The following is a 19,321-nucleotide window of genomic DNA, read 5'->3' as shown; positions in this document are numbered from 1 at the left end:
GGAAACTTCGAAGGCAAGACAAGGAGCGTGGTCATGAAGTACGTAATCGGTCCCAGTGTTGGTATTGCCCGGGTGGGCAACAGTCCGACAGAGTTTTACCTGGCCCCTGAGAAACTGGGCGGCAGGCCGCTGGAATGCAGTCAGGCCGGCGATCAGTCGCTGGATAATGGACACCCCATCTACGTCAGCCATTACAAGGATGATCAGGGTCGTGTGAAACGACAGGCTGCCCGTTTTTGCCTGTTCGCTGTTGACGAGGATGGCGACAGCCGAGAAGTCACGCTGGATGATCCGGCGATCGCCGGGATTGAATGGACCGTTCACCTGGCCAACAAGAAAGCCGCCTGGTACAGCTTCAGCGAGCTTCAGGGCAACCTCTTGCTTGGTCCTGACAATAGCTACGAAGCCTGCAACGTCCCCAAACGTAACAGCACCGTGCATGGCGAGGCTCGACAAAGCGAGTTACTGATCGATCCGGGGCCGCGCAGAGTCTCCGGACCTCACCATCCGCAGCAGGAGTTTTCGCGCCACACCATACCGGCCAATTACCCTTACGGCTCCTTTCCGATCTATGCCAATGGCTCGGGACCGCAGCAAGGGCTGCCTATCAATACGCTGGGCGGCGTGCTGACCGACAACAAGGGTCGCTTGCTGGTTCTCGGTGGATACGGGCATGCTGGTGGGGATCAATCGATCACCAGCTTCGCCGGGGCAGACACCTGGCATGACGATACGTCCGATGGGCCGGTAACCTGCACACTGACCTTCAGTGATGGCAGTCCCCCGCAAGAGCTCCGCGCCTGGTGCGTGGTGGGCTCGCCCAAGTTCGCACCGGAACTGGAGAACATCGTCACGCTGGATGACGTGATGTTCGATGTTGGCGTGCGCGAGCATCAACTGGTCCCGGCGCTGTACAGCCAGGGCGAATACAACCCTGACTTCATCGTCAACTACAAACGGGACATCGAACCGATCCTGTTACGTCCTGCGGGCTACCGCTGGGTGGCAGCGATTCCGGCTCTCAACAGCTTTTCGCCTCCGCCGTTCGATGCGACCGATGCCAGCGATACCACTCTTGAATATCGCCGCGCCTATTTCAGTCTGTTTCGCCGCCCGGGTGAGAACGGCTTTACAGGCGGGCAGACCAACCAGCTGTTCGATGACAACAGCGGCATTCCGCTGATGCCACTGAACTCGGGGTCCAACTCGGTCAGCAACGACGTGCTGGACAAATTCCTGACGCTGACCCGCACTCAGTACTTCATGCTTGGCCAATGGGCGGCGGGTAAATTTGACGTGAGCCCTGCGGCGCCTCTACCGAACGTTACCGATCTGGATCGTGCCAGCGTCGGCAACTGCGTCGGCGGTCCGTTTTGCCCAGGTATTGAGGTGACCTGGAGCCTTTACAGCAAAGCGCTTTACGAGGCGCCTTACCGCATCAGGCATCGTCATGATGAGGATTATTACCGCCAGAATGGACTGTGCCCGGACGAAAACGAAACCGATCCGTCGGGCAACGTCCAGGGATGCGAACCGGGGGATCTGACCAAGCGCATGGCTACGCCCTGGCAGTCGGACTTCTTCCAGTGCACGGTTCAGTACATCAATTTCAGCGACAACGACGCCAATAAGGCAGACGGCATTCCCAAGCCGCCTACCTACTATGCGTACTGGTGGCCGCCGCAAAGTCCGTGGAACGTCATTCCTGGCGACCTGTCGGCGCAAGCGCAGGAACAGTCCGGTATTCCTGCCGGTCTGCAGTCGATCTACAACCGCGGCATCAACAGCTTCTCGGAGATGATCAATGCCTGGCACTACCTGGGTTTTATCACCAACGAAGCCAAAGGCCCTTATCGCGACCTGTTCCCCAACTTCATGGAAACAGAGCGCAATAACGAGCGCTTCCTGGCAGCCAGCGTAGCTGTCGCCAGCGGTGCCAACGTGGTCAGCGGCGCCGACGCCAACTTTTTCAATACCTGGTACTTGGCACCGGACAAAACCCTGCCGAAAGTTGATACCCGTCGCGCTGTCGCAACGCGGGGGCATCTTGTCCGCTAGCGGACCGAGGATCGTAGATGTGGTTATCGCAGGGGGAGGTCCCGCCGGTTGCGCGGCGGCCCTCACCCTGTGTCGCCATACCGATCTCTCGGTGATGTTGGTGGAACAGACCGGATACGGAAAGGACAAGGTCGGAGAAACCTTGTCGCCTGCGGTCCTGCCATTGCTGGACTATCTCGGTGTGGGGGAACATTTCCGCCAAGGCAACTTCGCGCCGTCCCACGCCTTTACGGCAGCCTGGGGAGACGAGCACGTCAGCACGCGGGACTTCCTGTTCACCGGGCGCGGCCATGGGTGGCATCTGGATCGAGCGCGTTTCGATGCGGGTCTGGCCAACGCCGCCCGCAGCTTTGGTACGCAATTGGTGCTCGGCAAACGCCTGAAACAGGTGCAAAAGCAGGATGACGGCTGGCGGGTCGATCTGAGCGATGACGTACAGGTGCAGTGTCGCTACCTGATCGACGCCAGCGGGCGTAGCGCCTGGCTGGGTCGTGCGGTAGGCGCCAGGACGGTGCAGGACGACCGGTTGGTGGGCATCTCAGCGTACTTCTCGTCGAGTGATCTACCCGTCGAATCCAGCTCGCTGGTCGAAGCGATTCCTGCGGGCTGGTGGTACAGCGCGCCGTTACCGGACGGCAGAATGGTTGCGGTATTGATGACCGACGCAGACCTGCTGCAGGCCTCAAATGCCGACCGTTCCGCATTCTGGAACGAGGCAATGGCCCAGGCACCCAATACCCGCGAGCGTCTCGGACTACGCACGGTCAGTGGCGATCTACAGGTATGGCCAGCACATTCACAACAACTGGAGCCCAGTTGCGGTAATGGATGGGTGGCTGCCGGAGATGCAGCAGCCGCATTCGATCCGTTGTCCTCAATGGGCATCGGCTACGCCCTGACCACCGGGATTCACGCTGCCCGGCTTGCCGCCAGCAGCATTACCCAGAAGCAGGACGACAGCGAGCAACGTCAGGCGTATGCCGATGATGTTCGTCGGCACGTAAACGAGTACCAGAACCTCAAACGCAGCTATTACAGTGTGGAAACACGTTACCGCGACCAGCCTTTCTGGGCACGTCGCCAGACCGCCACTGCGGCCTGAAACGCTTGAAACGCTTGAAACGAAGCCTCGTCAGTCAATGACGAGGCTTTGTCGTTTGCGATACGCCTGTGGCAATGGATCTGACTGGCGAAACAGAACTTGAAAAGGAATCAGAAAGGATAATGAACAGCACAAGACTGAAATGTTTGTGTAGCTGCCTGAAAGGGGATTTTGCTGAGCGAAGTTTCAAGGTGTCGGGTAACTGCGAGTGAGGCTCTGAACCTCAGCATCTGCATTAACTCGTTACGGGCAACACCTTGAACTATATGAAAAGTGGCTCCACGACCTGGACTCGAACCAGGGACCCAGTGATTAACAGTCACTTGCTCTACCAACTGAGCTATCGCGGAATGAGCGCTATGTTACTGATTCGCAAAACGAAGTCAAGCGAGCGGCTGAAATTTTTTCACTGAAAGTCCGATGAAAGAACGCTCGCTCGTCGTGAGACGGGTTCATTAGCGCGTCACAGGTGGCGTAGTGTATTTGCCCTTGACCTGACGCAACCATTTTCGAGGTAAAGCCGATGCCCCTGAATAGCCATCTTGAAACGCTATTCCCCACTGTCGATGACATTCCCGAGCAGTATCGCCCAGGCCCGCCCATCGAGCAGCGCGATTATCTGGTCGATGGCAAGCTGCAGACCTGGAACGGCCCATTGGCGCCGGTACGCAGTCCGGTGTGCATCAGAAGCAGCACCGGCCTTGAACCGATGATTCTGGGCAGCACGCCTTTGCTGGATGCGGCAACCGCGATGACGGCACTCGACGCAGCGGTCAGCGCCTGGGACAGAGGCCAGGGTCGCTGGCCGACGATGCGCGTTGCCGAGCGTATCCAGCATGTGGAGGCGTTTCTCAAGCGCATGCGTGAGCAGCGTACGGCAGTGGTCAATCTGCTGATGTGGGAGATCGGCAAGAACCTGAAGGACTCGGAGAAGGAGTTCGATCGCACCTGCGATTACATCGTCGATACCATCAATGCGCTCAAGGAACTCGACCGGCGCTCCAGTCGCTTCGAGCTTGAGCAGGACACGCTCGGCCAGATACGCCGCGTGCCGCTGGGCGTGACGCTGTGCATGGGGCCTTACAACTATCCGTTGAACGAGACATTCACCACGCTCATCCCTGCGCTGATCATGGGCAACACCGTGGTGTTCAAGCCCGCCAAGTTCGGTGTGTTGCTGATCCGTCCGCTGCTTGAGGCGTTTAGAGACAGCTTCCCGGCCGGGGTCATCAATGTGATCTATGGCAGCGGTCGCGACACGGTGAGTGCGTTGATGGCCAGCGGCATGATCGACGTGTTCGCGTTCATCGGCACCAACAAGGCTGCCAGCGACCTGAAAAAACTCCATCCGCGCCCTCACCGCCTCCGCGCGGCGCTGGGTCTGGACGCGAAGAACCCCGGCATCGTCCTGCCCGACGTGGATCTGAACAACGCGGTCAGCGAAGCGGTCACCGGCTCGCTGTCCTTCAACGGCCAGCGCTGCACGGCGCTGAAAATCTTCTTCGTGCATGAAGACGTGGTCGAAAGCTTTCTGGAAAAATTTCATGAGAAGCTGGCCCAGCTCAAACCCGGCATGCCCTGGGAACCAGGTGTCTCGCTGACGCCGCTGCCCGAGCCCGGCAAGACGGATTATCTGCAAGGGCTGGTGGCCGACGCACTCGGCAAAGGTGCAAAGATTATCAATAACAACGGTGCACTGGTCAGCGAGTCGTTCTTCCACCCTGCTCTGCTGTATCCGGTTACACCTGAAATGCGCGTCTATCACGAAGAACAATTCGGTCCGGTTGTCCCCGTCGTGCCTTACCGCGACCTGAACAGCGTGATCGATTACGTACTGGATTCCGACTTCGGCCAGCAGCTGAGCATCTTCGGCAATGACTCGGCGCAGGTCGGACGGCTGGTTGACGCGTTCGCCAATCAGGTCGGCCGGATCAACCTCAACGCCCAGTGCCAGCGCGGTCCGGACAAATACCCGTTCAACGGACGGAAGAATTCGGCAGAAGGCACCCTGTCGGTTCACGATGCGTTAAGGGTGTTCTCGATCCGCACGCTGGTGGCGACGAAATTTCAGGAGAGCAACAAGCAGCTGGTCAGCGACATCATTCGCAACCGCGAGTCGAGCTTTCTGACCACTGACTATATTTTCTGAAGCCTTGAAACCCGCGGGCGCAGCACATGCCGCGCCCGCGAGCCCAGGTTAACGACTACAGATCGCATTTGATAACGATTATCGAAAACGGGTAGCATGCGTTCTTCCGGGCAGGACATATCGCTTCTTCCCCACGAAACGAGCATCAATGCCCTGTGGATTCGTCCGCCAGCAAACTCGACCTCTATCTCGCGCACCGTTCGGCACTGGTGGACTACGCCACACCGATCGTGGGTTGCCGTGCGCGTGCCGAGGATGTCGTTCAGGAAGCCTGGCTGCGATTCAACGGACGTGAGGACCAGACTCTTTCGATCAACAATCCGGTTGGCTACCTGTATCGCATCGTGCGCAATCTGTCGCTGGACCTCACGCGCAGCATGTCCACCGAAAAGCGACAGCCCGACAGCGACGCCCTTCTGGCCGAACTGCCAGCTGTTACGGCATCGCCCGAGCAGGAAGTGGTCGGTCAGGACGAGCTGCAACAGGTGGCTGACGCGCTGGCCCGGTTGCCGGAACGCACGCGCATGGCCTTCGAGATGCATCGCCTGGGCGGCTACACGTTGCAACAGGTGGCCAGTGCGCTGGGTATTTCGGTAGGGTTGACACATCATCTGGTGCATGAAGCCTTGAGTCATTGCGCTGCATGGCTGGACCGTGGCAATGACTGACCCGCGCGACGAAAACATTCAAAAGAATCTGAAAAAAACCGGCAGCCATCCGTCTTTTGCTGAAGGGCGCGATCCTGTGCGACCCTTGCCCCCCTTTTCCGCCGCTGGAGCCTTGCCGGACATGCCGCAAGCCGAACCTCGCCAGGCCCTTCAGAACATTGCTCTGGAATGGTTGATGCGTGCCCGACAGGCACCTGACGATGCGCGGCTGCACGATGAGATGCGCCAGTGGGAAGAGGCCGACCCGCAGAACGCCGAGGCGCTGCGCAGGGCTGAGCGTATCTGGCAGTTGACCGGCCAGCTCACACCTACCACGGCGCACAAATGGCCGCCGATTCCGTCCGTGCATGACGCTGCGACTGCGCAACGCCCGGTCAAAAAGCGCCCCGTGAGACGCCGAACCCTGAGCTGGGCGGTTGGCGGCGCGCTTGCCGCCTGCCTGGTGCTGGCCCTCAACCCAACCTTCACAACCTTGCTGCAGGCCGACTTCGCCACCGCCAGCAATGAGCGCCGTGACGTCCGGCTGCCCGACGGCAGTCTTGCTGCGCTGGACCGCAACAGCGCCATTGCCGTGGACTTTTCCGGCACACGCCGGGAAGTCCGCCTACTGCGTGGTCAAGCCTTCTTCGACGTCACACCCGATCGCAGCAAGCCGTTCAATGTTCAAGTCCAGAGCCTCGACGTCACGGTAACCGGCACCGCGTTCAATGTGGACCTGGAATCGAACACCATTGAAGTGGTCGTCCAGCACGGTTCGGTCAAGGTCAGTGAGCGTGACAGTCAGCGCCTGCTCAACCCCGGCCTGATCGCAGGGCAGCGTCTGGATGTCGACCGTTACAGTGGACAGGCCCGATTGCTGGCCCAGCCCGCGAGTCGTGTCGCCACTTGGCGCAATAACCAGCTGATCGCCGACAACGCCCGCCTCGGCGACATGGTAGACGAATTGCAGCGCTATCTGCCCGGCAAGGTCTGGCTCAAGGACCCGCAGCTCGCCGAACTGCGCATCACTGGCGTCTATGACACCCGCAATCCGCAGGCCGCCTTGCAGGCCATGGCGCAACCCCACGGCGCACATGTCGAAAGCTGGACGCCGTGGCTGCAAGTGCTGACACGATAAACCTGCACCCGTCTGCAGACTGCTAAAGATAGCCAGACCGATCATCGCCAGACCGGAATGTGGCGCTTTTACCCTCTCAAGAACTGCCGCGCGATGCCGACACCTCGGCAACACAGCCCCCTTCTCACGCGCAGGTATAACAATAATGGCCACGCTCAAGACCGTTCAGGCACGCTACACCGCTACATTCGTGGGATTCATGGCGCTGGTCATTATCCTGACTGTTTATGGGATCAATCAGTTTGTCACGCCCAGGCTCACGGCCAACGACGAGAACATGCTGACCGTCAAGGCAGCCGACATCAGTAACGAGATCAAGACCGAGCTGGCCCGGGTTCAGGCACAGGCTCGCGTTATCACCGAGATCGTGCCGCAGCTGTCCAGCGACGACATCGACCGGTTGCTGCCCTTCATGGTCAACCAGTATGGCGAGGCCAAGGTCTTCGGCGGCGGCATCTGGCCGTTGCCTGAAGTGCGCACACCGGGGCGCGCCAAGCACAGCACTTTTTATCACCGCGATGCCTCCGGCAAGCTGATCGTCAACACCCACTGGAACTCTCCGGAATCGCTCAACTATTTCGAGCAGGGCTGGCACAAGGGCGGCCTGAGTTCGCCTGCCGGTCAATGCGCCTGGGCTCCGGCCTATCAGGACGCAGCGAGCCCCGAGCCGCGCACCAACTGCGCGATGGCAATTACCAAGGATGGCAAGCCATGGGGCGTATCGACCATCGACGTGACCCTGGGCTTTTTCAACCAGTTGGTCGAAGCCAAGGAGCGTGAGGTCAACGGCCGGATCATGATCATCGAAGCCGATGGCAAGATCCTCTCCAACGTGCCGGGCAGCAACGACAAGATCGTGCTGCGCAACATTTCCGAACTGGCAGGGCAGTCGCCGTTCATCAACGGCATCAAATCGGCCCTCGCCCTCAAGAGCAGCGGCACCACCCGCCTGACCTACGACAACAGTGACGGCGAAGAATCGACCCTGTTCCTGATGCCGGTCGCCGGCACGCCCTGGCTGCTGGCCGTGTCGCAGAACACCGCACTGCTGAAGACCCAGAGCGAGACGGTCCTCAAGACCCTGGCCTGGCTGCAGATTCCGATGGTGCTGGTCCTGCTCGTGCTGATGATCGTTGCCCTCGGCACGCTGATGAAACGCCTCACCGTGCTCAAGACCAATATCGATACGCTGTCGGCCGGTGACGCTGACCTGACCCGCCGCATTGCGGTAAAAGGTCAGGATGAGGTTGATCAGGTGGGTGAATCGGTCAACCGCTTCATTGCCTATCTGCAGCGCATGATGGTCGAAGTCAGTTCCTCGACCAGCGACATCGCCATGGGCATCGAGCAACTGCGCAGTCAGGCCGGCACAACCAACGCGATTCTGGTGCGCCATGCCAACGAGACTGATCAGGCGGTGACGGCAATCACCGAGATGTCCTCCACGGCCGATGAAGTGGCGCGCAGTGCTGCCCAGACCGCCAGCTTCACGCAATCGGCCAACGAGAATGCGCAGGTCTCCAAGACTGTGGTATCCGACGCATCGGACAGCGTGAACGCGCTGATCAGCGAAGTGGATTCGGCCACCAGCAAGGTGCAGTCGATGGAGCAGGACGCCAAGCGCATCAACGCCGTGCTGGCAGTGATCGGTGAAATCGCCGGGCAGACCAACCTGCTGGCGCTCAACGCCGCCATCGAGGCCGCACGCGCCGGTGAACAGGGCCGTGGCTTCGCAGTCGTCGCCGACGAAGTCCGCGCCCTCGCCGCCCGTACGCAGGCCAGCACCTCGGAAATCAACGAGATGCTCAACAGCCTGCAGCAAGGCGTCAGTGCTGCCGTCGCGGCCATGGAAAAAACCCGTCAGAGTTGTCAGGCCACTGCGGGCAAGACCACGGCCGTGACCGCCGGGCTCGACGACATGACCAGTTCGGTCCTGCGCATCAACGACCTGAGCACCCAGATCGCCACCGCCGCCGAAGAGCAGAGCGCGGTGTCCGAAGAGATCAGCCGCAACATCATCGCGGTGAAACACATCGTCGAAGAACTGGTGGAAGGCGGCTCCAGCAACGAACGCAGCACGGCGGCACTGGCCGAGTCCAATACCCGGTTGATTGCGTTGGTAAGGCGCTTCAAGGTGAGTTGATCCAGAGTCAGTCCAGAGTGTTTCGTGAATAGGCGAAACACTCTGGGCTCATGCTGACAAATGATCTGCAACCTGCGCTGTGCCGCTGCGGATGCGATTGTCCAGCCCCACCGCGTGACCCTCATCGCGGGCAAGCCCTTTCTTATCAAACACTCTGTGTTTACTGAACAGTACGCGTACCTGATTCTGCCCGAAGGGCGTAGGAGCTCTCGGAGGTTACGACGGCAGCGATGGGCTGCGCAGCGGCCCCAGATTTCATCTGACACACCGCATACGCAGGTTTTGCTGCCGGTTCCCGGCAGATCGCGGGCAAGCGCGCTCCTACAAAAATCGCGTTTCTTCAGTGAATTATGTGTTGTTTGATAAGAGGCGGCTTACCGGCGATGAACGATGACGCGGTGTCAACGGTATCGCCGCATTTCAGCCTTTCTCTTACTTGATCCGATAATGAAACGTGTTCTTCACCCCGGACACCGTCACCGGCTTGCCGTCGACGATGCGTGGCTGATAGCGAAACGTTTCGGCAGCGGCGACTGACGGGCGCATGAACAGTGGATGGCAGGTGCCCTGCACTTGTGGGTTGACGACGCGGCCCTGGGGCGAGACGTCGTAGACCACGGTGCAGTCGCCTTCGATGCCTTTGTCCAGCGCACGTTCGGGGTAGTCCGGCGCTTCCTTGCTCAGGGGCTGATACTGACTGTTGTCGGCAGCAGCCGCCTGTTGTGACTGGCGAGCGCGGTCAGCGGACTGCCGGGCCTGTTCGGCTTGCAGACGTTGCTGCTCGGCGAGGCGCTGCTGGTCCTGCAGCCTTTGCTGTTCGGCCTGTTTCTGCTGATCGAGCACCCTCTTCTGCTCTTCGCTGCGGCGCTGATCAAGTTCGCGCTTCTGCTCCTCGACCCGCTTGCGCGCCAGGGCTGCCTGTTCGATCTGCCGCGCCTGACGCTGAGTGTCCGGCTGCGGCGCAGGAGCTTCGACTGGCTTCGCGACCGGCGCAGGCTCGGGCGCAGGCGCCGCCGCCTGAACAGGCTCGACAACCGGCTCCGGTGATGGCGCGACAGGTGCAGGCGCAGGCGGCAGAATCAGTAACTGAGTGGTCAGGGTTCTCACCGGCTCAGGCAGTTTTTGCTCGGCAACCCAACCCTGCATCAGTGCGGCCAGCACGACAACATGCAAGGCCACTGCAAACGCCGCAGCCAGTCCGTGGCTGCGCAGCCGTGGCCGGTTCAGGGCCTCGGGGCGCGCCTGCGTGTAAGGGAGGGTCATGGCAGTCATTGCGGCGCCTCGGTCACCAACCCCAACTGCGTGACACCACTGTGCTGCAAGGCCGCCATGGCAGCCACCACACGCCCGTAATCGGCCTTGTCATCGGCGCGAATGAATACCTGGGTGTCCGGACGCTCGGCCACCAGTTGCGCGACACGTCCCTGCATGTCTTCAAGGCTGGCGGCAGTGTCGGTCTGCGCATGGGTGTCGACGGTGTCGCCCAGATTCCAGTAGTAGCCACCTTCCGCCTTGACCGACAAGGTCACGATGCGCTGTTTGGTATCGCTGGCAAGTGCCTCGCTCGCGACCTTGGGCAACTCGATCTTCACGCCCTGGGTGAGCATCGGCGCCGTGACCATGAAGATCACCAGCAGCACCAGCATCACGTCGATGTAGGGCACCACGTTCATTTCGGCTTTCGGGCCGTGTTTGCGTTGCGGTTTGACCAGCATGGCAAGTCCTCAGGCCGCAGCGGCCATGGTGCGTGGTGTGGCCTGCAGAATGCGGTTCAGACGCACCTGCAATTCGTTGCCGAAGCTGTAGTAACGAGCTGCCAGCGTATGGCCACGCGCGGCAAAGCGGTTGTAGGCGATGACGGCAGGAATCGCCGCGAACAGGCCGATGGCGGTCGCGATCAGGGCTTCAGCGATGCCGGGCGCGACGGTGGACAGCGTGGCCTGCTGCACCTGCGACAGGCCGATGAAGGCGTTCATGATCCCCCAGACGGTGCCGAACAGGCCGATGTAAGGGCTGACCGACCCGACCGTGGCGAGAAATTGCAGGCCTTTTTCCAGCTGCAATTCCTGCTCGCTGATTGCCACCTGCAATGAACGCTCGACACCGGACAACACCGCTTCCGGCTCGGCTCCAGGGCGCTGTTTGAGCTGTACGTATTCAGCGTAACCGGCGCGAAACACCTGCCCGACGCCATCGTCCTGATCCTGCTCGGCATACAGCGGCGCCAGGTCGGTCTCGCTGCGGAAACGCGCTTGAAAATGGTCCAGCGTGCGTTCGTAGTGGCGCAACGCAAGGCTGCGCTGAACGATCAGGTACCAGCTGAGCAATGAAGCCAGCAGCAGGGTCAGCATCACCGCCTTGACCAGCAGGCTGGCGTCGCTGATCAGACTCCACAGGGTCATGTGTTCCAGGGTTGCGTGCATCGGTCTTTCCTCGTCTTGCAGTGCCGTCCGGTTGCGGTCGGCACGCGGGATGAATCGACTGTCTATCACCGTTCGATGACAAACGACTTACGGCAGCGACAGGGTTTTCACCACATCGGCCCAAGGGACGAATTTGAAGTTCTGCGCCTGCTCGGGCATGCGCTTGCGACCGTCCTGCACCACCAGCATGCCGCGGCTCCAGGCACCGCCCAGGTTGGTCGACGTCACTTCGATGCCGTCGGTTTCGGAACTGCCATCGATCCCGGCCTGTGCATTGAGCCCGACCCGGAACGCACCGCGCAGCGCATACGGCGGCTCGGCATCGACCACCACGTAGCTGTCATTGCCCTGGCTGGACATCACCAGATAGTCGTGCTGTTCGCTTTGGTAGAACGCCAGCCCCTCGACATCGGCGTGCAGCACATCACCCACTTTGATTACGCTGGACAGGGCTGCCGGCTGATCGGCGCGGGCATCCACTTCCCAGACGCCGACATCTTCCTCACCGAGAAACAGGCGTTGACGCTGGTCGTCGGCCACGCAGCCTTCCGGCTGGGTCTCGACCTTGAAGCGACGCACCAACTCGCCCTGCGCCTTGCCGTTCCGCGCAGTCAGGCGGTACTGCAGAAAGCTGCCGTCCTTGCCGTTGGCGAAGGCGTACAGCTCGCCACTGGCAGGCTTGAACAGGCAGACGCCGTAGATTTCCGCCAGCGGGGTCGGAATCTCGCCCGCTTCACGCAGTTCGCCGGTCGCGCGGTCGATGCTGAACAGGCTCAGGCTGTTGCGATCACGGTTGCTGGCCACTGCCAGATCGACATTGCGCTTGCCGAGCATGAAGCCGGGACGCACATCGACGTTGTTCAAGCGGCCCACCGGCAGTGACTGCAGTTGTTTGCCGTTGAGGTCATACACCAGCAGGCCCTGTTTCTTGTTGGTGCCCAACACACGGCTCAGCGCCGGTTTCTGTGGGTGCACCCAGATCGCCGGGTCATCGGCGGCATCGCCTTGGCGGGCCACGGGCTGGGTCTGCGCCAATGGCAACACGCTCGGCAAGGCTGCCTCAACGGGAACCGGGGTCGGCGTCCAGCCCAGAGTGCCCTGATGCAAGCGCTCGCCATCGTTGTCGTTGACCAGCAGTTGCAGGCCTTCCTTGCCCTGATTCACCGACAGCCCTTCGGGCTTTTTCAGGTTCATCAGCGACAGATCACCCGCCGACGTCCAGCCCTGCGCCTGCTGTTGATAGAGGTGCAACGCCTTGCCTTTGGGGTCCAGCGCCAGCAGGCCGCCAGGCACAATCGCCATCGCGCCTGCGGCCTGTTTCACATCGCCGAACGGCTCACGCAACGCCACAGGCTGGCGCGCGACGTGGGCTTCAGGATGCGCCGGATAAGCCCACCAGCCGATATTCTGCTCATTGACGTACAACTGATGCGCAGCGTCGTCGACCTGACAGAACTCGGCATTGGGCGGCAGCGGCAGATGGCGCACCAGACGCGGCGTATCACTGAGCTGATCGCCCGCCCCAACCAACCACTGTTCACCCTTGCCCTCCTCGCCGACCAGAAACACGAACAGGTTGCTGGCATCGTCGCGGTACAGGCACAGACCGGCGATCGAATAGTCTCGGACCGGCACATACACAGGCTTCGACCAACTGTGCCTGCCAGCATCGAGCCGGGTGAGCATGGCTTGCTGCCGAGCATTGTCCAGCGTCGCCACCAGCACTTGCGAGCCCGAGGCGCGGCTGTCCAGCCCCTGGAAGGAACCCGGCAATTGTGCGAGTTGCTTTCCCTGCGCGTCGAGCATCAACAGACCACTTTTTACACTCGCTGCCAGACGCTGCGTGCCGTCACTGCCGGGCAGAAAGGTCAGCGACTGCGCCTTGAAGGGTTCGTTTTCGGCCCAGCGCGTCAGGTTCAGGTCCAGCGGTGGCGAGGCCTGCGCAACGGCGGCCATCAGGCCCGAGAGCAACGTCAGGCAAAGGGTTTTGGGTAACACCGAAATCATCATCAACGGTCGAATCCTTGAATGAGCCCGCATGGCTACGCCGCCGCAACGGCGCGGCCGAATGGATCAGAAGTGGGTAAAGGTCAGGCCGACCTTGTACGTCGGGCCGTATTCTTCGTACTGGCCGTTGTAGGCGCGGTGGCCGCTGTAGACGAAGTACGGCTGATCGGTGAGGTTCTGCGCCTCGAAACTGACCTTGAGGTTCTTGGTCAGCGAATAGCGGGCGCTGAAATCGACGAAGGTCTGCGCATCGACGTACTGGTCGTGATCCTTGTCGCCAATGGCGGCCAGTTCGTAGAGATAGGCTGATTTGTAGTTGGCCGACAGACGCAGACTGAGCTTGTCGTTCTCCCAGCCGAGCATCACGTTACCAACGGTTTTCGACTGGCTCGGCAGGTCGATATCGCGCTTGCGGTTGGTGCCGGTGCTCTGGTCAAAACCGTTGATGCTCGCATCGGAACGGCTCAGGGTCGCGTTTGCGCCGAGCAGCAAACCGTTCCAGGGTGCAGGCAGCCAGTCGAGCTTCTGTGAGTACGCCAACTCCAGCCCGTACAGCTTGGCCTTGTCACCGTTGGCGAAAGTGTTGGCTTGGGAGAAGTTCGCCCACTGGCCGGTACCGGCAAGGTCCGTGTTGTAGACGAAGTTCTGGATGTCCTTGTAGAACACGAACGCCGACACCGTTCCGGCACGACCCATGAAGTGCTCGATACCCAGGTCCAGGTTGCTGGACTCCAGCGGCTTGAGTTGCGGATTGCCAAACGACGCCTCGTCGTCATCGATCACGAAACCCGGCGCCAGTTGCCCGAAGGTCGGGCGCACCACGGTCTTGGTCCAGGCCGCTCGCACCTGGGTGTTCTTGTCCACCTGATAACGGGCATGCAGGCCGGGCAACCAGTGGTGATAACGGCGCTCGGTGTCGCTGGTTTCGAACTGCCCGTCGCGCACGCCGGTGCCTTTGGCGTTCATCTCGGTGCCTTCGTAGCGCAGCCCGGCGATGAAGCGCCACTTGTCGACATCCAGCGTGTTCATGAAGTACCCGGCGTTGATGTCTTCGCTGATATCGAAGTCGTTGGCGCGGGATTCAGCCGGGTCGAAAGCAGTCGCTGCATCCAGGCCGCCAATCAGCCCCTTGACCGCGTCGGGGCTGATGCCGCTGCCGAAGTTGCCCAGCCGGTAGTCGATGTTGCCCTTCTGAAATTGCGTCAGGTTCAGTTGATTGTCACTGATGCCCTGATCGTCGAAGTCCTGATATTTCCAGACTTCCAGGTCATTGGTCTTGTCGCGTCGACTGACCTTGCCACCGAACTTGAATTGTGAGGCGTAGCCGCTGAAGTCGTAGTCGCGGGCCAGGTCCAGACGCAGGTTCTTTTCCGTGTCCTTGGTGTACTGCTTTTCCCAATCGACCTTGTCCAGGGTGAAGTTGGAGTTGTCGTAGAACGCCGGGCTGACAATGGGCCGCGGCTTGTCGCGGTCATAGAACCCGCTGTCCGAAAAATCATCGTTGCCGGTAAAGGTCGCCCCGGCGATGTGGCCCGGGCTGTCTTCACTGGACTCGCTGTAACCGGCCTGACCGCTGAGGGTCCACAGCCCGAGCATGCGTTCGCCGCCGAACACGTAGGATTTGATTTCCTGGGTTTCGGTACGCGCCTTCAGCTTGCGCGTGCCTTCGGCATCGCCGGTCTGGCCTGCGGCCTGGGCATCGGAGAATTCGAAACCATTGGTGGTGCGCACCTCATCGTCCTTGAAGCGGCTGTACAGCGTGCGCAGGTAATACTTGCTGACGTCGTCGGGCTTGTAATCGAAGTTCAGGCCGCCACCGGCACGCTCGCGGCTGATGTCGTAATCGCGCTGCTCGAACTCCTGCAAACGCGCACCGTCCCACGCACCGCCGGTCTCGACGTTGTCTGAGCCGAAATCGCGCTTCTGCCAGCTCAGCGCAGCCGCTACGCCAAAGTTATCGATGCCGTCACCCAGGCTGAAACGGTTGCTCGCTGCGCCGGAAAACTTCGGGCTGGTCTGGCGGGTGTTCTTGTCGTAACTGGCTTCACTGCTACCGGTATAGAACAGCCCCTTGTGATCGAAAGCCGACAGGCTTTCGACATCCACCGTGCCGCCCAGCGAGTTGGCGTCCATGTCAGGTGTCAGGGTCTTGATCACCGACAGCGACTGCACCAACTCGGCGGGCAGCACGTCCAGCGCCACGGCACGACGACCGCTTTCCGGTGCAGGCACCAGTGTGCCGTTGATGGTCACGCTGTTGAGGTCCGGTGCCAGACCGCGCACGGTCACGAAACGTCCTTCGCCCTGATCGCGCTCGACACTGATGCCCGGCAGGCGCTGCACCGCTTCGGCGACGTTCTGATCAGGCAACTGCGCCACGCCGTCGGCATGCACCACGCTCTTGATGCTGTCGGAACTGCGCTGCTCCTTGAGCGCGTTGTCGATACTTGCCGCCTGACCCACCACCTGTACGTGCTCGGTGGCGTCCGCTTCGGCGGCCTGCAACCGTTCACCGGCAATGGCCAGTGCCAGCCCGCTGAAGGTAAAGCCAACCAGTTGAGCCCTGCTGCGGCGCATGTACATGTGAGTCCTCCCCAGAATTCCCGACGGGCCAGGCAAATTGGCCCGGCAACTGGAGGCGCAAGCTAGAGTCGTGCAATGACGGTTCTGTGACAGGTTCGGCGCAGTGCTGGCTTAAAGACCGCTTTGGAGGGGTGATTCATCAGGAAATGAGCTGATATGACTTCCCTGCGAGGCCCGGCCACCGCTCCGCGCGCCAATCGCGAGGCGCGTGACAAGGCCTGCAGGCCTTGAAACAACGACGTTTCGAGCTGACGGCGTACAGATTTTCGCGATAAAAGATGGAAACGGACGTGAGCTGATTCGACCTTGCCCGGCGCCTGTCGCGCGTCACGCAAGTGTCATGCGCATCTGTTCTGCTGGCCGACTATCAGTACCTCAGGAGCGCCACTGGCCATGTTCAGGATTATCCAACCCCACCGCTGGAAACTCGCTGTCCTGCTGATTGCCTCCAATCTCGGCCTGCTGGCGTTCCTGGCCTTCGGCGACATCAAGTATTTCAGCGAATGGAAGTGGCTGGACATCATCGGCGAAGGCGGTTCGGCGCTGTTGTCGCTGGTCTGGCTGTTTCTGGTGTTCAAGAGCCGCCCCGCAGGACGGGTCACGAACTACCTGTCGATCGGACTGAGCTGCGTGTTCTTCTCGTGGTGGATCGACGCACTGGATGAATTCATCCGCCTGCCCAGCGAGATCGAATGGGATCACTGGCTGGAATCGGGTCCAATGCCGGTGGGCCTGATCCTGCTGACCATCGGTATCTATCACTGGCATCGCGAGCAACTGGCGATCAGCGCGCAGATGGAAAAACGTGAGCGCGGGTTTCGTGAACACCGGCTGTACGACAAGCTCACGCCATTGGGCAGCGCGGATTACTTGAAGCGCCAATTGGTATTGAGCCTTGAGCAGAGCGTGACCGAACAGCAGCCCTTGTCGCTGATGGCCGTGGACATCGACAGCTTCAGCGCCATCAACAATGCCTATGGTCATGCCGAGGGCGACGAAGTGCTGTCGGCGCTCAGCCATCTGTTGGTGCTGAATCTGCGGCGTCAGGATCTGCTGTGTCGTCTGGCAGGCGACCGGTTTGTGGTGCTGCTGCCCAACACTGGCGAGAGCCAGGCGAAACTGCTGGCCCTGGAGCTGCAACAGGCGGTCGCCAGCCTGGCGCACAAGACGCGGCAACAGGGCGAGCGGGTTCATCTGTCGGCCAGCGTCGCGGTGGTCATGGCCATCAACGAAACACCGGACAACCTGCTGCGGCGCCTGAACCTGTCGCTGGCCCGCGCCAGACGTCCGCTGTCGCGAACTGCCTGAGGCCCGCCGTGACCATCAAGAGTGATTGGTACGAAGCCGACAGCCGCTTCATCCCCGGCCATTATCAGCCCGCCACGCTGATCGATCTGGCATTGTCGCGCGGGCTGGACAGTCATCGGCTGCTCAGGGGCACCGGACTTTTCTACGAAGACATTCTGGCGGGCAATACGCGCTTGAGCCCGCAACAGTGCTTTGTCCTGATTAGCAACGCACAGCGGCAGATGGAGGCTGACGACACCAGCTTTCTATTCGGCCAGCGACTGTTTCCCGGCCATTACGGCGCCGCCAGCCACGCTCTCCGCCACGCCCAGAACCTGCATCAGGCGCTGGAGATCGTGATTCATCAGCGCGCCCTGCTCAGCCCGTTGCTGACCCCTCGGCTGGAGCTGGACGAGCAGTTCGCCTACCTGTACTGGCTGGACAACTGCGGTGCGGGCGAACAGCAGGTGTTTCTGCTGGAGGCAGCCATGACGTCGATGGTTGCCATGAGTCAGCAATTGAGTGGCGAGCGCCTGCCGTGGGAATGCAGCTTCAGTTATCCGGAGCCGCGTTATGTGGAGCAGTACTGGGTACATCTGGGCGAAAACACCGCGTTCGAACGGCCTCTGGACATGATGCGCCTGCCCCGGCATTTTCTGACGCGGCCATGGCCCGGCGCTTCTCCCATCGCGGCGCAGGTCGCCCAGCGGGAAGCCGCGGCGCAGCTCGCCGCGCTTGGCATGTGCGCCAGTCTGCTGGACCGGCTGCACCAACACCTTACGGACACCGTGCGCGACGCCACCAGTCTGGAACAGGTGGCGCAGACCTTTGCCATGAGCCCGGCAACCCTCAAGCGCAAGCTGCACAAGCACGGCACCTGCTTTCAGGCCCGGCACGACCTGGCGCGCAAGCACGTCGCGCTGTACCTGTATCAGATCAAGGGCATGAGCAACGAGGCAGTGGCCGAATACCTGAACTTCAACGACCCGGCGAATTTTCGCCGTGCGTTCAAACGCTGGACCGGCAGTACACCTACGCTGATCCAGCGCCTGTTCAGCTTCGACTGAAGGGGCGCTTGCAGGGCACATCGCCAAGCACCCTTTGCTCGCACAATTTGTAACCCAGCCCGTGGGCGGTGTGCAGCAGCGGCGTGTCGAAATCCTTGTCCAGTACACGTCTGAGCGTGTGGATGTTGCTGCGCAGGCTGTCGCTTTTCGGCGCATCGCGGCCCCACAGCACCTCCTCCAGCTCGGCCCGCTTGACGATGTGCGGACTCTTGCGCATCAACAATTCCAGCAGCTTCATGTTGGTCGGGTTGAGCTTCAAAGGCAGGCCACGTCGCGAAACTTCCAGCGTATCGAGATCGAACACCAGATCCGCCACCACCATCTGCCGGTTGTCCTTACGCTGCCGACGTCCGACGACCGCCTCGACACGGGCCAGCACCTCGGACATGGCGAAGGGTTTGGTGATGTAGTCGTCGGCGCCGACCTTGAAGCCGATCAGGCGGTCTTCCAGCTCGTCGCGGGCGCTGAGCATGACAATGGCGACCTCTGACTGTGAGTACTGACGCAGACTGCGGCAGATCTGGTTGCCGTCGATGCCGGGCAGCATGATGTCGAGAATGATCGCGTCGAAACGTTTCGACGCCGCCAGGTGCAGTCCGCTCAGACCGTCCAGCGCGCCCTCGACCGCGTGCCCTCTCAGCTCGAAAAACTCCAGCAGGTTGTCGTGAATATCACGGTGATCCTCGATGACCAGAATGTTCATGGCAGCGTTCCTGT

General features: G+C 60.9%; 14 protein-coding genes, 1 tRNA gene and 1 pseudogene. 9 read left to right on the top strand and 7 right to left on the bottom strand.

Features of this window, described 5'->3' with window-relative positions:
• Window positions 1–33 precede the first annotated feature (33 nt).
• Window positions 34–2,058, top strand: coding sequence for a CTQ-dependent lysine 6-oxidase LodA (gene lodA, locus CFBP1590_RS11660; protein ID WP_058431624.1), 2,025 nt, complete (start codon window positions 34–36; stop codon window positions 2,056–2,058).
• Window positions 2,059–2,077: 19 nt separating this feature from the next.
• Window positions 2,078–3,160, top strand: coding sequence for a tryptophan 7-halogenase (locus CFBP1590_RS11655; RefSeq protein ID WP_167383085.1), 1,083 nt, complete (start codon window positions 2,078–2,080; stop codon window positions 3,158–3,160).
• Window positions 3,161–3,434: 274 nt separating this feature from the next.
• Here CFBP1590_RS11655 and CFBP1590_RS11650 read toward each other — a convergent pair.
• A tRNA-Asn gene (locus tag CFBP1590_RS11650) sits at window positions 3,435–3,510 on the bottom strand.
• 173 nt (window positions 3,511–3,683) lie between these two features.
• Here CFBP1590_RS11650 and CFBP1590_RS11645 point away from each other — a divergent pair.
• The 5 genes and pseudogenes from CFBP1590_RS11645 to CFBP1590_RS28440 all read left to right on the top strand — a co-directional run bounded on the left by CFBP1590_RS11645 (window position 3,684) and on the right by CFBP1590_RS28440 (window position 9,237).
• Window positions 3,684–5,309, top strand: coding sequence for an NADP-dependent glyceraldehyde-3-phosphate dehydrogenase (locus CFBP1590_RS11645; RefSeq protein WP_088235059.1), 1,626 nt, complete (start codon window positions 3,684–3,686; stop codon window positions 5,307–5,309).
• A 155-nt stretch (window positions 5,310–5,464) separates the two neighbouring features.
• Window positions 5,465–5,977: a sigma-70 family RNA polymerase sigma factor gene (locus CFBP1590_RS11640; RefSeq protein WP_004881942.1), complete on the top strand. Its 513-nt coding sequence runs from the start codon at window positions 5,465–5,467 to the stop codon at window positions 5,975–5,977.
• Window positions 5,970–7,094: a FecR family protein gene (locus CFBP1590_RS11635; protein WP_231991842.1), complete on the top strand. Its 1,125-nt coding sequence runs from the start codon at window positions 5,970–5,972 to the stop codon at window positions 7,092–7,094. The genes CFBP1590_RS11640 and CFBP1590_RS11635 overlap by 8 nt, the downstream gene beginning before the upstream one ends.
• A gap of 145 nt (window positions 7,095–7,239) precedes the next feature.
• Window positions 7,240–8,376, top strand: a pseudogene (locus tag CFBP1590_RS28445) (HAMP domain-containing protein); the annotation flags it as partial.
• 15 nt (window positions 8,377–8,391) lie between these two features.
• Window positions 8,392–9,237 carry a methyl-accepting chemotaxis protein gene (locus CFBP1590_RS28440; RefSeq protein ID WP_374729062.1) on the top strand — a complete coding sequence of 282 codons (846 nt, stop codon included), beginning with the start codon at window positions 8,392–8,394 and terminating at the stop codon, window positions 9,235–9,237.
• 432 nt (window positions 9,238–9,669) lie between these two features.
• Here the strand turns inward: CFBP1590_RS28440 and CFBP1590_RS11620 are convergent, their stop codons facing one another.
• From CFBP1590_RS11620 to CFBP1590_RS11600, 5 genes are all read right to left on the bottom strand, one after another.
• Window positions 9,670–10,509, bottom strand: coding sequence for an energy transducer TonB (locus CFBP1590_RS11620; RefSeq protein ID WP_088235058.1), 840 nt, complete (start codon window positions 10,507–10,509; stop codon window positions 9,670–9,672).
• Window positions 10,506–10,952 (bottom strand): protein TolR, encoded by a 447-nt coding sequence (tolR, locus tag CFBP1590_RS11615; RefSeq protein WP_004881938.1) that lies wholly within the window; start codon window positions 10,950–10,952, stop codon window positions 10,506–10,508. The genes CFBP1590_RS11620 and tolR overlap by 4 nt, the downstream gene beginning before the upstream one ends.
• 9 nt (window positions 10,953–10,961) lie before the next feature.
• Window positions 10,962–11,660 carry a protein TolQ gene (gene tolQ, locus CFBP1590_RS11610; RefSeq protein WP_029243478.1) on the bottom strand — a complete coding sequence of 233 codons (699 nt, stop codon included), beginning with the start codon at window positions 11,658–11,660 and terminating at the stop codon, window positions 10,962–10,964.
• Window positions 11,661–11,747: 87 nt separating this feature from the next.
• Complete coding sequence (locus tag CFBP1590_RS11605) at window positions 11,748–13,670, bottom strand: phytase (protein ID WP_029243479.1); 1,923 nt, start codon at window positions 13,668–13,670, stop codon at window positions 11,748–11,750.
• Window positions 13,671–13,733: 63 nt separating this feature from the next.
• The gene (locus tag CFBP1590_RS11600; RefSeq protein ID WP_088235057.1) at window positions 13,734–16,250 is read right to left on the bottom strand and encodes a TonB-dependent receptor; all 2,517 of its coding nucleotides are present in this window, start codon (window positions 16,248–16,250) and stop codon (window positions 13,734–13,736) included.
• Window positions 16,251–16,643: 393 nt separating this feature from the next.
• Between CFBP1590_RS11600 and CFBP1590_RS11595 the strand changes: the two genes are divergently transcribed.
• Complete coding sequence (locus CFBP1590_RS11595) at window positions 16,644–17,558, top strand: GGDEF domain-containing protein (RefSeq protein WP_004881934.1); 915 nt, start codon at window positions 16,644–16,646, stop codon at window positions 17,556–17,558.
• 8 nt (window positions 17,559–17,566) lie between these two features.
• A complete protein-coding gene (locus tag CFBP1590_RS11590; protein WP_088235056.1) occupies window positions 17,567–18,604 on the top strand; it encodes an AraC family transcriptional regulator in 1,038 nt (345 codons plus the stop codon).
• On the opposite strand, the gene CFBP1590_RS11585 is transcribed toward CFBP1590_RS11590, so the two are convergent.
• Window positions 18,591–19,307 (bottom strand): response regulator transcription factor, encoded by a 717-nt coding sequence (locus CFBP1590_RS11585; protein WP_088235055.1) that lies wholly within the window; start codon window positions 19,305–19,307, stop codon window positions 18,591–18,593. The two genes, CFBP1590_RS11590 and CFBP1590_RS11585, sit on opposite strands and share 14 nt — an antisense overlap.
• Between the last annotated feature and the right edge of the window lie 14 nt (window positions 19,308–19,321).

Origin of the sequence: Pseudomonas viridiflava (assembly GCF_900184295.1) — a bacterium.
Taxonomy (GTDB): domain Bacteria; phylum Pseudomonadota; class Gammaproteobacteria; order Pseudomonadales; family Pseudomonadaceae; genus Aquipseudomonas; species Aquipseudomonas viridiflava.
Note: the sequence above shows the minus strand (reverse complement) of the source record. Positions and strands in the feature narration are given on the sequence as shown.